At 35.3% G+C, this 13,642-nt stretch carries 13 protein-coding genes; 9 read left to right on the top strand and 4 right to left on the bottom strand.

What is annotated here, in order from left to right:
* Positions 1-53 precede the first annotated feature (53 nt).
* Genes FC72_RS05360 through FC72_RS05370 form a run of 3 tightly spaced genes read right to left on the bottom strand, consistent with a single transcriptional unit; the run spans position 54 to position 3,039 of the window.
* The gene (locus tag FC72_RS05360; protein ID WP_057765552.1) at positions 54-1,172 is read right to left on the bottom strand and encodes an SGNH/GDSL hydrolase family protein; all 1,119 of its coding nucleotides are present in this window, start codon (positions 1,170-1,172) and stop codon (positions 54-56) included.
* An 11-nt stretch (positions 1,173-1,183) separates the two neighbouring features.
* Positions 1,184-2,458: a PTS transporter subunit EIIC gene (locus FC72_RS05365; protein WP_057765554.1), complete on the bottom strand. Its 1,275-nt coding sequence runs from the start codon at positions 2,456-2,458 to the stop codon at positions 1,184-1,186.
* Between the two features lie 53 nt (positions 2,459-2,511).
* Complete coding sequence (locus FC72_RS05370; protein WP_057765556.1) at positions 2,512-3,039, bottom strand: PTS sugar transporter subunit IIA; 528 nt, start codon at positions 3,037-3,039, stop codon at positions 2,512-2,514.
* A gap of 190 nt (positions 3,040-3,229) precedes the next feature.
* Between FC72_RS05370 and FC72_RS05375 the strand changes: the two genes are divergently transcribed.
* The 4 genes from FC72_RS05375 (at position 3,230) to FC72_RS05390 (ending at position 5,791) form a co-directional block, all read left to right on the top strand.
* On the top strand, positions 3,230-3,961 hold the full coding sequence (locus tag FC72_RS05375) for a GntR family transcriptional regulator (RefSeq protein ID WP_057765557.1): 732 nt from the start codon (positions 3,230-3,232) through the stop codon (positions 3,959-3,961).
* Between the two features lie 9 nt (positions 3,962-3,970).
* On the top strand, positions 3,971-4,594 hold the full coding sequence (locus FC72_RS05380) for a GyrI-like domain-containing protein (protein ID WP_057765559.1): 624 nt from the start codon (positions 3,971-3,973) through the stop codon (positions 4,592-4,594).
* A 104-nt stretch (positions 4,595-4,698) separates the two neighbouring features.
* Positions 4,699-4,968 (top strand): 30S ribosomal protein S14, encoded by a 270-nt coding sequence (gene rpsN, locus FC72_RS05385; protein WP_057765561.1) that lies wholly within the window; start codon positions 4,699-4,701, stop codon positions 4,966-4,968.
* 313 nt (positions 4,969-5,281) lie between these two features.
* Positions 5,282-5,791, top strand: coding sequence for an SLAP domain-containing protein (locus tag FC72_RS05390; RefSeq protein WP_057765563.1), 510 nt, complete (start codon positions 5,282-5,284; stop codon positions 5,789-5,791).
* A gap of 779 nt (positions 5,792-6,570) precedes the next feature.
* On the opposite strand, the gene FC72_RS05395 is transcribed toward FC72_RS05390, so the two are convergent.
* Positions 6,571-7,362 (bottom strand): class II aldolase/adducin family protein, encoded by a 792-nt coding sequence (locus FC72_RS05395; RefSeq protein ID WP_420806041.1) that lies wholly within the window; start codon positions 7,360-7,362, stop codon positions 6,571-6,573.
* Positions 7,363-7,531: 169 nt separating this feature from the next.
* Here FC72_RS05395 and FC72_RS05400 point away from each other — a divergent pair, with 169 nt between their 5' ends.
* The 5 genes from FC72_RS05400 (at position 7,532) to FC72_RS05420 (ending at position 13,559) form a co-directional block, all read left to right on the top strand.
* On the top strand, positions 7,532-8,287 hold the full coding sequence (locus FC72_RS05400) for a DeoR/GlpR family DNA-binding transcription regulator (RefSeq protein ID WP_057765567.1): 756 nt from the start codon (positions 7,532-7,534) through the stop codon (positions 8,285-8,287).
* 174 nt (positions 8,288-8,461) lie between these two features.
* Positions 8,462-10,249, top strand: a complete 1,788-nt coding sequence (locus tag FC72_RS05405) for an L-fucose isomerase (protein ID WP_057765569.1) — start codon at positions 8,462-8,464, stop codon at positions 10,247-10,249.
* Positions 10,250-10,269: 20 nt separating this feature from the next.
* Positions 10,270-11,772: a rhamnulokinase gene (locus FC72_RS05410; RefSeq protein ID WP_235805151.1), complete on the top strand. Its 1,503-nt coding sequence runs from the start codon at positions 10,270-10,272 to the stop codon at positions 11,770-11,772.
* A gap of 11 nt (positions 11,773-11,783) precedes the next feature.
* Positions 11,784-13,124, top strand: a complete 1,341-nt coding sequence (locus tag FC72_RS05415) for a sugar porter family MFS transporter (RefSeq protein ID WP_057765573.1) — start codon at positions 11,784-11,786, stop codon at positions 13,122-13,124.
* Positions 13,125-13,127: 3 nt separating this feature from the next.
* Positions 13,128-13,559 (top strand): RbsD/FucU family protein, encoded by a 432-nt coding sequence (locus FC72_RS05420; protein WP_057765575.1) that lies wholly within the window; start codon positions 13,128-13,130, stop codon positions 13,557-13,559.
* Positions 13,560-13,642: the final 83 nt, after the last annotated feature.

Raw genomic sequence — 13,642 nt, forward strand, 5'->3', positions numbered from 1 at the left:
TATTTCCTTTAATGCTCGAAAGCTGGGCATGTTTTGTTTCACTCTGTTTTGTTTCACTCTGTTATTTGTCGATTAGCCTTAATTACTTCCACCAATCCTTTGTCTATCAGGTTTCTTTCTATGAACTGAGCGATTTTTCTTCCTCCACATTTAGAAGTATGGATATGATCGCCACTATCAAATTCATAAGCTAATCTTGTTTGAGATGCATCGCTGACAAAGGGTGCTAGGTCAACGGCATATGGGAATGATCGAACTATATACTTATTAAATTCTTGTCTAATGACTTCTTTTTTAGGATTCCAAGCGTAGATTCCGTTGTTGATATTTCCTCTAAAAGGTGTGACTGTCATTGGTACAAAGACGATATTATTTAAAGAACATTTTTGATTTAACTTATTGATTCCGTCAATCAATTCTTGACTGGTTGGTAATTCATCGATGGGACTTCCTGCACCGGGATGTAATAGATCATTAACACCTTCCATGAAGATAACGATATCGGGTTGAAAATCGTTGAGCATTTCGTCAAATCTATCAACACCTGCTGGACCAAAACTTTGAACCCATTGTGATTTTCCACTTCCCGGATGAAGCAATCTATTTCCGGAAATTCCATAATTAGCGGTAACTATTCGATTAATATATGTTAATTCTTTTGAAAGAGGGGCACTGAAAAATCCTTGATTTGTTAACGAGTCACCAAAAAAGGCAATTTTGATTGGTTTCTTCTCAACTTGAGCTTGGACTGCTGAAACGCCGAAGAAGAATCCATCATTTCTATCAGTAAAGTTTTTTATTTTGGTAAATGACTCTGAAAGATTGGATCCTAATGAATGAATAGTTTTATTTGGAGAATGAATGTCGATCGTTAAATAATCATTTGCTTTAATATCTATATCTATCCAATCGGTCCATTTTGCTGAATGTGGCGCTAATTCAAAGGTATATTTTCCGTCAACATGAACATCAATTGATTTACGACCCTCTCTGTGTATAACTAGTTTGGTGAATTTTAATGGGACGTCATCATATAGATTATTTAATCTTAAACGAATTTTTTTAGTAGCTAAGGGTTTAAAAATAGTTATTTCCTGATGACCAGATTCATTAATGTTATTTATATTGTTGTAGTCGGAAAAGTCTTGTAGCCAAGTGTCAGTATAAATCATAAATATCACCTTTAATCGTTAGAATTTTTTTTGATTCCCCATATGTAAACTAAAACAAAGGTAATTAGTAAAGTACTTAAATGTGCGATGATTGCATTCAAAAAGTTTGTATCAAATCCTGCTTGTGGATTTACAAATGAAAGTATCCCAACAAGGGAACCGGTTAATGCATAATTATTTACATGTAATAATCCACAGATCAAACCACCGATAGCACTTCCAATGTTTGAAAGTATAAAAATTCTTTGGTGCTTTAATATATATCCATAAAGAGCTGACTCAGTTATTCCACAAAATGCTGAAGCAGATGCTTTGAAAGTGTTTTGGCGACTCTTTTTATCATGTGTTCTTAGTGCTAGAGCTAAAACAGCACCACCTTGGGCAACCATGGTGATTGAAAGCAAGGCATTAAGATAACTATGACCGTTTGTTGCTAGATCATTAACAACAATTGGTATGATTATCCAATGCAATCCCATAGTGATCAAGAATTGATAGAGACCGTCGATCAGTAATCCAATTATGCCCGGATTCCAGCTATAGATCGTGTTTACACCATCTGATAGTTTATAACTGGCAATCAAGATAATAGGTCCGGCAATGATAATGACTAGTAATAGAAGAATAATTATTTCTATTATTGGTAAAAATATAGTTTGTAAAATTCTGGGGATGAACTTTTTTAGAACTCTCTCAAGGTGCTTTGCTACCCATGCTGCAAAGATGATTGGGAAAATAGATGAAACATAATTTGTCATAATTGCAGGGAATGGTAGGTAAGCGGCTACGGTGGAAAAGTAAACTAATATTGCACCAACGACTGCCAAAATTACCGGATTCGAATGTAGTCGTTTTGCGGAAGTATAACCTAAGAGAACCGGTAAGAAGTAAAATACACCTTTAGGAATGGTGTTTAATGTTATATAGAGACCACTACTTTTCTCCATAATATGGAATTGGAGTAGTATTGCTAGAACTCCTTTGAACATACCAGCGCCACCCAAAATTCCAACCAGTGGAGCAATGGATTCTGTTAAAACGCTTAGAAAACGCGAGAAATCTCTTTGTACCTTTTGAAAGAAGGGTACTTTTTTAGTTTTATCTTCTTCAGGTGGTTTTTCATGATCGGTACCAATTTGTTTTATTATTTCATCATATACGTTAGTAACTTCTTGTCCTATGACGATTTGATACTGTCCACCACCTTTTGCTACATCGATAACCTTAGGTATTTTCTTTAATTCTTCTTTATTTGTTAGAGATTCATCTTTTAAATAAAATCTCAATCTTGTTATGCAGTGTATCAAGGATTTGATATTATCCTTACCACCCACATTTTTTATGATTTCTGTTGCAATTTTTGAGTACGAAATATCTTCCTTGTTTGAAGATTTAGAGTTTTTAGGAACAACAATAGCTCCTGTTTCTTTAGCTTTTTTAAGCCAGTCTGTACATGAATATCTTTTAAATAATCAGCTGTATTTGTGATTGCTACGATGACAGTAGTTGGACGTCCAGAATCCTTGATTTGTTGGACATCCATCGTTCCGATTTCTTGCCCGGCTTTTATTTTTTGATCAGCAGAAATACTCAGTTTAAATGGTTTTCCGGATAGTTCGACAGTATTGATTCCCATGTGTACCAAGACTTCAGCGCCATCATCAGTCTTCATTCCAAAAGCATGTAAAGTTTCAGCAACATAAGCTACTGTCCCACTAACTGGGGCATAAACGTTGTTATCATTAGGTTCCACACCGAAACCTTTCCCCATTAATTCTTGAGAAAAAACAGGGTCATTCACCTGTGTAAGAGGAATAACATTTCCAGATACCGGAGACATTAAAGTTAAATCGGTCGTTTTAGGCATAATATTACCTCCATGTTAATAAAGATGAGGTTTATGGTTTATAATAAAAGTATATTTTTTTGAATTATTTTAAAAAATTGGCTTTTATTGATAACGGTTTCACTGTTATTATAATACCATGTTTAAACATGTTATAACAGTACCTGTTTAAACAAATAATTCTTTTATAATCTAAGTTGAGGAAAATTTGATGCCAAAGAAATTGTATACAGAAATTTACGAAGCACTAAAAAAAGAAATAGAAACTAATGTATATCCTCCAAAGACATCTCTTCCTAGAGAAGAGGATCTTTCAAAACGCTTTGACGTCACACGAAACACAGTCCGTAGAGCCCTCAAGCAGTTGCAAGAAGAGGGTCTTGTTTATGCTGTAAAGGGTCGTGGGGTTGTTGTATTAGAACCTGTTCGTAGCAACCAAGTAGTTTTTTCTGCCAATAATTCTGAAGGATTTCAAGGATTACGTTCTTTTCCACAAAATAAATTTATTCAAGAGTTGGATACTGACGTTTTGAACTTTAAGGAAATCATTGTCGATGAAAAGATAGCAAACCTAACCTCGTTTAACATCAATGATAAAGCTTTTTATTTAGAAAGGTTACGCCTATTTGATGGAAAAGGGTTAGCAATTGATCATAGTTATTTTAGATCTGATGCTTTAAAGGGATTTAGTAGAGAAGACGCGCAAGGTTCTGTTTATAAATACATTCGAGACAATGAATTGTTTAAGGTAGCAGCTCAAAGATCTATTTCATCAGTTGTTTCAGCTAATCAAAGAGATAGTGAAGTTTTGGAATTAGGTGATTTGAACTGTGTAGGTTCATTAACAAAATTTGTTTATACCGATATTGGAAGTTTATTTGAATATACAGAAACACGTTATGTGCCAAACAATTTTGCAATGTTAGGATTTCAGTATTACTAGGAGATAGTTATGAAATACGAATGGCGTAAGCAAGAGAAAAATCTTTATTTACCAAAGCAAAAACCAGTAGTGTTAGATATTCCAGAACAATCATTTATTTCTTTACCTGGACAAGGTGATCCAAATGGATCCGATTTGAAGGAGCGATTGCAGGCTCTATATCCGATGTCTTATGGGATAAAAGCTGAATACCGAAAGTATTGTAAAGATAAAGAAGTTGAATTTGATGATTATGTAGTTTTTCCATTAGAAGGTGTTTGGTCATTAACAGAAGCCGGACAGAAAATGGATCATTTGGATAAAAATGAATTTATTTACGATATTATGATGCGAGTACCTGATTTTGTGCCAAGTGAAGTTGTTGAAGAAGCCATTAAAAACGTTAAAGAAAAAAAGTATCAACCATTAATGGATGATTTGGAACGAAAGACATATTCAAAAAAGCAAGTTATCGAGATTCTTCATATTGGGAAGTATGATGATGAACCAGCTAGTTTTGAATTGATGAATCAAGAATGTGCCAAACTCAATAAAACAAGAGTTTCAATGATACATCGAGAAATATATTTGTCAGATGCAAGAAGAGTTGAACCTGATAAGTTAAAAACTGTTTTGAGATATGAAATTAAATAAGATAAATTATTTGCTATATTATTAAAGCTTTGCTATTGTCATACATGATTCGATGATTATCTAGCGAGACTTCCTCACAAAATATAGAGGAATAGGTAAATTATATGGCAAGAAAAGCAAAAATTGAGCGTGAAAAAAGACTACAAGAGACTGTAGCTAAATACGCTGAGTTACGTCAAGAACTAAAGAGTTCTGGCAATTATGAGGAATTAAGTAAGCTCCCAAGAGATGCTTCACCAACAAGATTACGTTCGCGTGATCTGATCGATGGTAGACCAAGAGGTTATATGAGTAAATTCAAAATGTCTCGTTTGAATTTTAGAGCATTAGCACATGCTGGTCAGATTCCCGGAGTTAAAAAAGCAAGTTGGTAAACGTGAAAAGGACTAGTTGGTCATATTTTGACCAACTAGTCCTTTTTTTAGATTTATATAATAAATTTAATATTTTTTGAGAATGCCCCAAAACCCTCATATCACAATAATCCTATTAAAAAATTCCAACTTTCGTAAGATTGATTTACAAAAAATGGAATTTTTCGTTGTAATTTACTTCAAGGGTGTGTAGTATAAACTTTGGAAAGAGATTTACGTGTGTGGTTAATCTCTTGTGTGTATACAAAATAATGTGTGGTTATTTTGTGTATGTTATGTCGTAATTTAACTAATTAAAGTCGAGGGTACAAACATGAAAAAAACATCTATTCTTTTTTTAGCTGCATCCGTTTTGGGAATCGGAGCAGCATTTGCATCACCAACAACAGCAGAGGCACATTCAGTAACTGCCAAGAATTACACTGCTGAAGTTTCATCTGATCAAGCAACACTTTATGACGATTCTGGTAATAAGATCGACGTTGCTCTTCCAGCTAACAGTACATGGGCTGTCGGAAGTGTTAATAACATTAACGGTAAAGATTATTACGAAGTATCAACAGGGGCATATTTAAGTTCAGATGATAGTTATTTGTACAAAAAAAGACCTGAGGTTATCAAAGTAGCCTCAGATCACTCAGTTCCTATTTATGATCATAACTTCGAAGAAAGAGACGATTTGTCTGTTACTCCTGGAAGTTCATGGTATTCAGATTCAGTAATTACTAGTCAATTAGGAATACCTTATGTACGTATTTCTACTGATGCTTACGTTTCAATGTATGATGTTATAGAACAAAAAGTTACATCTTCAATTTCGTAATATTTGAATTAATAATTTGTGTGTGTTGTGTGTGTGGGAAGTCTATCGATGTGTGGTCGATAGACTTTTTATATTACTTAATTATGTGTGTGTATGTTACTTTTTCTTATGAGGGTTAACATCTATTACAGTTATTACTATACAACCATAAGTGAATTTATATATCCCAATTTTTGAAAGACATTCTTACAAAAATTGGGATATTTTTATAAAGCCTTATTTATAGGGGTTTATAGAGGGTTAAATAAAAGGTTGGTGGTGTTTTTTTGCCGCCTCCGGTAATAAGAAAGTGCTGCATGCTATGGGAACGTTTCGAGCCAAGGTCTCGAAACTAGATTTTGAGCTTTGCTTACGCAAATCTCAAAATACTTCCGTGGTGTAAGGTCGCAAGCGACCAACACCACATTCATAGCTAGCAGCACTTTCTTATTACCTCCAGCTTGATATAGGTAAATTTAAATATATATATATATATAGGATCAATGTTATCTGGGTTGAGTTGTGAACAAATATGTCATATAAAAAAGACCATCCATAAAGCGGGTGGTCTTAAGTATTCGTACGATTAATTTTTATTACAGTAAACCAACTAAAAATAAGCTGGAGATATTGAGTAATGGAACCAGTTGTGAAAGTGGAGTTGAACGCTTGCGTTCTTACTCCACCGACGATTCGAAGATTTGCGTAAGCAAAGCTTCAAATCGAGACTTCAGACCTCGGCTGAAGTCGGTCGCACAACAGGTGGAATTACTCAATATCGGAAGCACAAACGAAACTATTTAATACTTATCCTCATCAGGTCTTTGAATATGCTCTGGGAAAGGATGTTCCATAGCAACTTTGTTAAATTGAGGCATTGCAATTCCAGGAAGAGCTCCCTTTGGCATTGGCTCTTTGTAATTCTTACCACATGATTGATAATCAGGTAGAATTCCTAACTTAATAAAGATAGTTTGTTGATAAGCAATTTCGGCGTTCCATTCAAGTGTCTCCATAACTCTTGTAGCGACATGTAAATCAGTAGATGTTACCAAAATCCCGTGACTATTCAATAGGAAAACATTTTCCATAGCTTTGTCACCGATTTTTAGTAATGCCTCATGAACAGTGTCAGCTAATTCTTGAGTACATGCTGGTGCATATGGTAGGCATTTGATCTCTCCTAATTCACGTGTAACTTCAGTAACATTTGGCATATCCATTCCGGCAGTTGCCCAAAACATTGCCTTTGGTGCGTGTGAGTGGTAGACGCAGCGAATTCCTGGATGTGCTGTGTATGCTTCTTCGTGCATATTTACTTCTCTTGTGACATCACCGACACCATCTACTTTTTCATAAGTCTCGCCATCAATGACTAAAATCTGTGCTGCATGAAGATCAGCATAGAATGTTTCTGACATGAAGGTAGGTGTCATCAAAATATAAGGATGATCATTTTGATCAAATACCTTAACTGACATATTTCCGCCGGCAATATTTGTATCTTTTCTATCGAACATCTTGTGAACTGTGTTGGCTAAATCCTCACGTTCAGTTTGAAACATCATTTTCATAATATAAGACTCCTTCAAATGAAATATTATTTTTGTGGATAAAATACAACATTTGATGTCAATGAACATTATATCCTGCTAGGATAAAATAGAAGCAGTGGTTAAAGAGATTGAATAAAATTCAGATAGTAACCATTATACAGTTCACATATGTTCAAAATGATTCAAAAATTGGAGGCAATAGTTCATGTATCGAAAAGAACGTTTAGATAAAATTATGGAAATAATGAATAAAAAAAAGATAGTAGATATGAAATTATTGGAAGAATTGACTTATGAGAGCCGTTCTACTTTAAGACGTGATTTGATTGTTCTGGAAGATGAACATAAAATTAATCGAAACTTTGGACAAGTGGAATTGGTCAGCAATAATAATGTTGAATTTGGATATCAAGTTAGAGCTGGTGAAAATCTGGAATGTAAGAAATACATTGCCGGTATTTGCGATACTTTTATAGGTAATAATCAGGCATTAATAATAGATTCAAGTACGACTGCTTCTTATTTAGAACCGTATTTAAGTGAAAGAAATAATCTGGTAGTTATTACTAATGGATTACATCTAGCAACTAGTTTAAATGGTAATCCTAAGATCAAGACCTTTATTGCCAGTGGGCGTTTACGTCCATTTTCAGGTTCTATAATTGGAGATTCTGCAAGAAGATTTATGGAGAGTTTCCACGCTGATATTGCTATTATTTCTTGCGCAGGTGTGGACAAGAATGGAATTTATATGGCTAGTGATGAACAGTCAGCTGTAAAATCTCAAATGATAAAGCAAGCAGAAAAGACCATCTTGTTATGTGACCATACTAAAATAAATCGGGTCGATTACTATAGATTGTGTGGACACGAAGATATAGATGTGATCATAACTGATGAGATGCCACCGGAAGACTTTTTACAGTCAATTGAGGATCAAAACGTAGAAGTAGTCTATTAGAAAAATGAACTGGTTTGGATAAGCTGTTAAAAGAAATTCACAATTTGAACAGGTAAACGGAGTGATTTATGCACTTTATTCAAAAGTGCTGGAATCCATTGAACGTTGTAATGTAAGCGCTTTATAATCTAGGCGTGGATGAAGTACAAACACAAAAAATGGAGGGTTTACATTATGTTAAAAACTGAATTTCCAAAATTGGGTATCCGTCCTACAATTGATGGCCGTAGACGTGGTATTCGTGAATCACTCGAAGATCAAACAATGGAAATGGCAAAATCAGCTGCTAAGTTGATTGAAAGCACATTAAAATATCCAGATGGAACTCCTGTAAAAACTGTTATTGCTGATACAACAATTGGTGGCGTACATGAAGCTGCCATGGCAAAAGCAAAATTTGATAAAGAAAATGTTTGTGGTACTTTAACTGTTACACCTTGCTGGTGCTACGGTAGTGAAACAATGGACATGACAAAGACATTGCCTCATGCAATTTGGGGATTCAATGGTACAGAACGTCCAGGAGCTGTTTACCTAGCTGCTGTACTTGCTGCACATACTCAAAAGGGTATTCCAGCATTCGGTATTTATGGTAAAGATGTTCAAGATGCAGATGACACTTCAATTCCGGAAGATGTTAAAGAAAAGATTATTCGCTTTGCTAAAGCTGCATTTGCTACAGGTATTATGCACAATAAAGCATATCTATCAATTGGTAATGTTGCCATGGGTATTGGTGGATCAATCACAGATGCTGATTTCTTCCAAGACTACTTAGGTATGCGTAATGAATACGTAGATATGTCAGAAATCGTTCGTCGTTGGGACGAAAAAATCTACGATCCAGAAGAATTTAAGAAGGCTCTCGCATGGGCTAAAGAATATACACCAGTTGGACCAGATGTATATAACGAAGATGATCCTAATAAATTTAGTGATGAAGAAAAAGAAGCTCAATTAGAAAAATGTGTCAAGATGTACATGATTGCTAAAGACTTGATGGATGGTAACACAACTCTTGAAGAGTTAGGTTACAAAGAAGAGTCAGAAGGTCATTATGCAATTGCTGCTGGATTCCAAGGTCAACGTCAATGGACTGATCACTTCCCTAACGGTGACTACATGGAAACAATGATGAACTCACAATATGACTGGAATGGAATTCACGCACCACACGTATTTGCTACTGAAAATGATAGTTTGAACGGAACATCAATGTTGTTCAACTACTTACTAACAAATACACCTCAAATCTTCGCCGATGTACGTACATATTGGAGTGCAGATGCTGTTGAAAGAGTTACAGGAACTAAATTAACAGGTCTTGCAGAAAATGGATTCTTACATCTATCAAACTCAGGTGCACAAACACTTGACGCTACAGGTGACGAGAAGATCGATGGCAAACCAGCTATCAAACCATTCTATGATTTAACAGAAGACGAAGCTAAAGCAAATCTTAAAGATACACGTTGGATCCCTGCAAATATCGGCTACTTCCGTGGCGGTGGTTTCTCAAGTAACTACGTTACAAAGGGTGGACCAGAAGGAATGCCTGTAACAATGTCACGTATCAACCTTGTTAAAGGTGTTGGACCAGAATTACAAATTGCTGAAGGATATGCTGTTGACTTACCAGAAAATGTCTTTGATGTTGTCAACAAACGTACTGATCCAGGCTGGCCTTCAACATTCTTCGTTCCAAAACTAACTGGTGAAGGTGCATTCAAGTCAGTATATGACGTAATGAACAACTGGGGTGCAAACCACGGTGCAATTAGTTACGGTCATATTGGTGCCGACCTTATCACATTAGCATCTGTTCTTCGTATACCAGTTAATATGCATAACGTTGATGAAGACAAGATCTTCAGACCACGTTCATGGGCTTCACTTGGTACAGCTAACCTTGAAGCTGCTGACTTTAATGCATGTAAGACATTTGGACCACTATACGACTAAAATGAATGGATGTGTATCTAATGAAACGTAATGTAATCGCTGTTGATTTAGGTGCAAGTTCAGGAAGAATAATTTCAGCATCTTTGAAAGATGGAAAAATGGAACTGAAAGAACAGTTCCGTTTTTCTAATCAACCGATAGAATTGACCGATTCACTATATTGGGATTACTTAAAAATATTCCAAGAAATAAAATACGGATTGATGATCGCCCAACGTGACCTCAAAAAAATTGACAGTTTAAGTGTAGATACTTGGGGTGTTGATTATGGTTTAGTAGGACACGATGGAAAGATGCTTTTAACTCCTCATAGTTATCGTGATACACGAACAGAAGAGTTTGAAAATAAACTTTATGAAAAACTTACGCCTAAAGAATTGTTTGCTTTAACTGGTGTACAACCTAATTTAATTAATTCTAACTTCCAATTGTTTGCTGATATGAATTTACATCCATATCTAAAAGACGAAGTTGCTAATATCATGTTTATGCCTAACTTGGTAGAGTATTTCTTCAGTGGAGTTAAGTCTAATGAATTTACAATTGCTTCTACAAGTGGACTCTTAGACGGAGTCAGTCGCGAATTAAGTGATGATATCTTCAATCGTTTAGGATTTAAGAAAGAATGGTTTGGAGATATACAACGTGGTGGACATGTCCTTGGTAATGTATTGCCAGATATCTCCAAAGAAGTACATTTGGATTCTGACATTAAAGTTATCGACGGAATTGGACACGATACAGGTGCTGCGGTATATTCATTGCCTATTTCAAGTCAAGAAGCTAAAAATGTTGCATTTATCAGTTGCGGTACATGGTCGATTGTTGGTCAACAAACTGATAAACCAGTTGTAACTGAACAAGCCTTTGAAGCTGGTTTAACTAATGAGGGATGTTTTGACGGTGGAAATCGTTTACTTCAAAATATTACTGGACTTTGGATAGTTCAGGAGCTTCAAAAAGAGTGGTCATTCGAAGGTGAAATGGTTGAATTCAGTAAGATGGTTGATGAAGCTGAAAGTGCTGAATATATTGGTAGTTATATAGATCCAAATGATCCACTATTTGCTACACCAAGCAATATGGAAGAAAAAATCATTCAGTTCTTAAAAGAAACTGATCAAAAACTTCCTAGTTCACGTGGTGAGTTGCTACAAATCGTATTTGAAAGTTTAGCATTAAGTTATCGAGATACGATCAATAATCTTGAAAGTATTACTAATGAAGAAATTAAACGAATTTATATGTTTGGAGGTGGGATCAAAAATAGATTACTTGTGCAATTAACGGCTAATTTCTGTAAGAAAGAAATTCAAACAGGACCAACCGAAGCCAGTGTTACAGGTAATGTACTAGCTCAATATAAGGCACTTGGATACTTTAAAGATGATTCCGAACGATTAAGTATCGTTAAGAGTTCTTTTGACACTAGAATAATAACCCCACAAGCTATGGATTCAGATGAATTAAATAGTCGAATCGACGGTTTTACAAAAATCTTGAAGAAAGAAATTGTTAGTTAGGGGGTCAAATCATGGAAGAAGTCCAAAATGCAGAAAAGAAAATAAAAACTGCGCCGATAGTTTATGTCTTTGCTATATTAGGTGGATTTGCCGGATTGTTATATGGTTATGATTCAGGTGCTATTTCATTAGCACTTCCATCAATTACTAGTGCGTTCGGATTAAACGCCGCTGAAAAAGGTTTAGTTGTAAGTTTTCTTCTATTTGGTGCTTTACCATCGATCGTTGTATTTACAGCACTAGAGAAAAAAATTGAACGTCGTAATGTTTTAATTGTCGGAGGTATTGTCTTTATTGTAGGTAGTATCATGTCAGCTATGGCCGGATCAACTGCATTCTTGATGTTTGCTAGATTGGTTCTTGGTATTGCTGCTGGTATTGCTAATATGTATGGATTGATTTATTTATCAGAATTAGCTCCTAAAAATATTCGTGGTTTAATGTCATCGCTTTATCAACTGAGTGTTAATATCGGTATCTTAGCCGCATACGGTGTTGGTGCTTATAACTTGGAAAATAATGCTTGGCGTTGGACATTAGGACTTGGAGTTGTTCCAGCTGTTATCTTCACAGTCGGAATGTTATGCAGTCCACAAAGTCCTCGTTGGTTGATCAGAGATGGTCAAATCGATAAGGCTAGAAAAGTCCTTAAAAAAGTTCGTGTTACAAATGAAGAAGTTGAAGGCGAAATTGTCGATATTCAAAACAGTTTGAAGACTAAAGAAGCTGGTTTGGGTGAGTTATTTGGTAAATTTAGACCAGTTTTGACATTGTTATTCGTCCTAACAGCTTTCCAAGTATTCACAGGTATTAATGCTGCCGTTTACTATGCACCAGAAATATTCCATAACCTTGGATTAGCACATGCAAGTATTATCGCTGACTTTGGTGTTGGTGCAGCGTTAGTTATCTCAACTTTAGTATCATTACCATTCATTGACCGTTTAGGTCGTAAGAAGTTACTTGAAATTAGTTTAGGTGGTCAAGTACTACCAGCCATTGCTATGTGTATTTGGTCAACTAATGCTACTATTGCTGTTATTTCAATTTTCCTATATGTATTCATGTTTGGCTTTGGTTTAGGACCTGTATTCTGGTCATACGTTCCAGAAATTCTTCCTCTAAAAGCCAGAGCTTTGGGAATGGGTGTTATCACCTTTACACAATACTTATTTAATGCCTTATTCTCATTGATTTTCCCAATTATTTTGGAAGCAATCGGAATTAATATTTTCTACTTCTTTGCTGCCTTATCTGCCTTTGCCGTTTGGTATATTCATAAATACGTGCTTGAAACAAAAGGTAAATCATTGGAAGAAATCGAATCATACTGGGAACACAAGGAGGCTTAAGATATGTTAAATAATATTCCTAAAGAATTATCCCCAGAACTTGTTAAATGTCTTATGGAAATGGGACATGGGGATGAGATCCTATTAGCTGATGGAAACTATCCAGCTTTGACAAATAACGATCGTGTTATTCGCGCAGATGGATTAGGCGTTCCAACACTATTGGAAGGAATTCTTAAATTAATGCCACTTGATACATATTCAGACTATCAAGCCATTTTAATGGAGACCGTTGAAGGTGATCCTCGTCCAGATATTTGGGACACATATAAGAAGGATATCGGAGATGCCTTTCCAAAATATAATATTAAAACTATTGAACGTCAGAATTTTTACAAGTATTCAAAAGGATGCTTTGCAATAATTCAAACCGGCGAAACTGCTCTATATGGAAACTTGATCCTTAAAAAAGGTGTCGTAGTTCCCAAAGATTAATAAATTTGCATAAGTTGCTTTCTACATATGGTTCTTTGTCAAATCGTATTGATGAATGATTTTGGACCTGAGGCACCTCTTAA

This window comes from Companilactobacillus tucceti DSM 20183, from assembly GCF_001434665.1.
GTDB classification, from domain to species: domain Bacteria; phylum Bacillota; class Bacilli; order Lactobacillales; family Lactobacillaceae; genus Companilactobacillus; species Companilactobacillus tucceti.

Coding starts and splice junctions, on each gene's coding strand:
- FC72_RS05360 (WP_057765552.1), bottom strand. CDS start 1,172: ATGATTTATACTGACACTTGGCTACAAGACTTTTCCGACTACAACAAT.
- FC72_RS05370 (WP_057765556.1), bottom strand. CDS start 3,039: ATGCCTAAAACGACCGATTTAACTTTAATGTCTCCGGTATCTGGAAAT.
- FC72_RS05375 (WP_057765557.1), top strand. CDS start 3,230: ATGCCAAAGAAATTGTATACAGAAATTTACGAAGCACTAAAAAAAGAA.
- FC72_RS05380 (WP_057765559.1), top strand. CDS start 3,971: ATGAAATACGAATGGCGTAAGCAAGAGAAAAATCTTTATTTACCAAAG.
- rpsN (WP_057765561.1), top strand. CDS start 4,699: ATGGCAAGAAAAGCAAAAATTGAGCGTGAAAAAAGACTACAAGAGACT.
- FC72_RS05390 (WP_057765563.1), top strand. CDS start 5,282: ATGAAAAAAACATCTATTCTTTTTTTAGCTGCATCCGTTTTGGGAATC.
- FC72_RS05400 (WP_057765567.1), top strand. CDS start 7,532: ATGTATCGAAAAGAACGTTTAGATAAAATTATGGAAATAATGAATAAA.
- FC72_RS05405 (WP_057765569.1), top strand. CDS start 8,462: ATGTTAAAAACTGAATTTCCAAAATTGGGTATCCGTCCTACAATTGAT.
- FC72_RS05410 (WP_235805151.1), top strand. CDS start 10,270: ATGAAACGTAATGTAATCGCTGTTGATTTAGGTGCAAGTTCAGGAAGA.
- FC72_RS05415 (WP_057765573.1), top strand. CDS start 11,784: ATGGAAGAAGTCCAAAATGCAGAAAAGAAAATAAAAACTGCGCCGATA.
- FC72_RS05420 (WP_057765575.1), top strand. CDS start 13,128: ATGTTAAATAATATTCCTAAAGAATTATCCCCAGAACTTGTTAAATGT.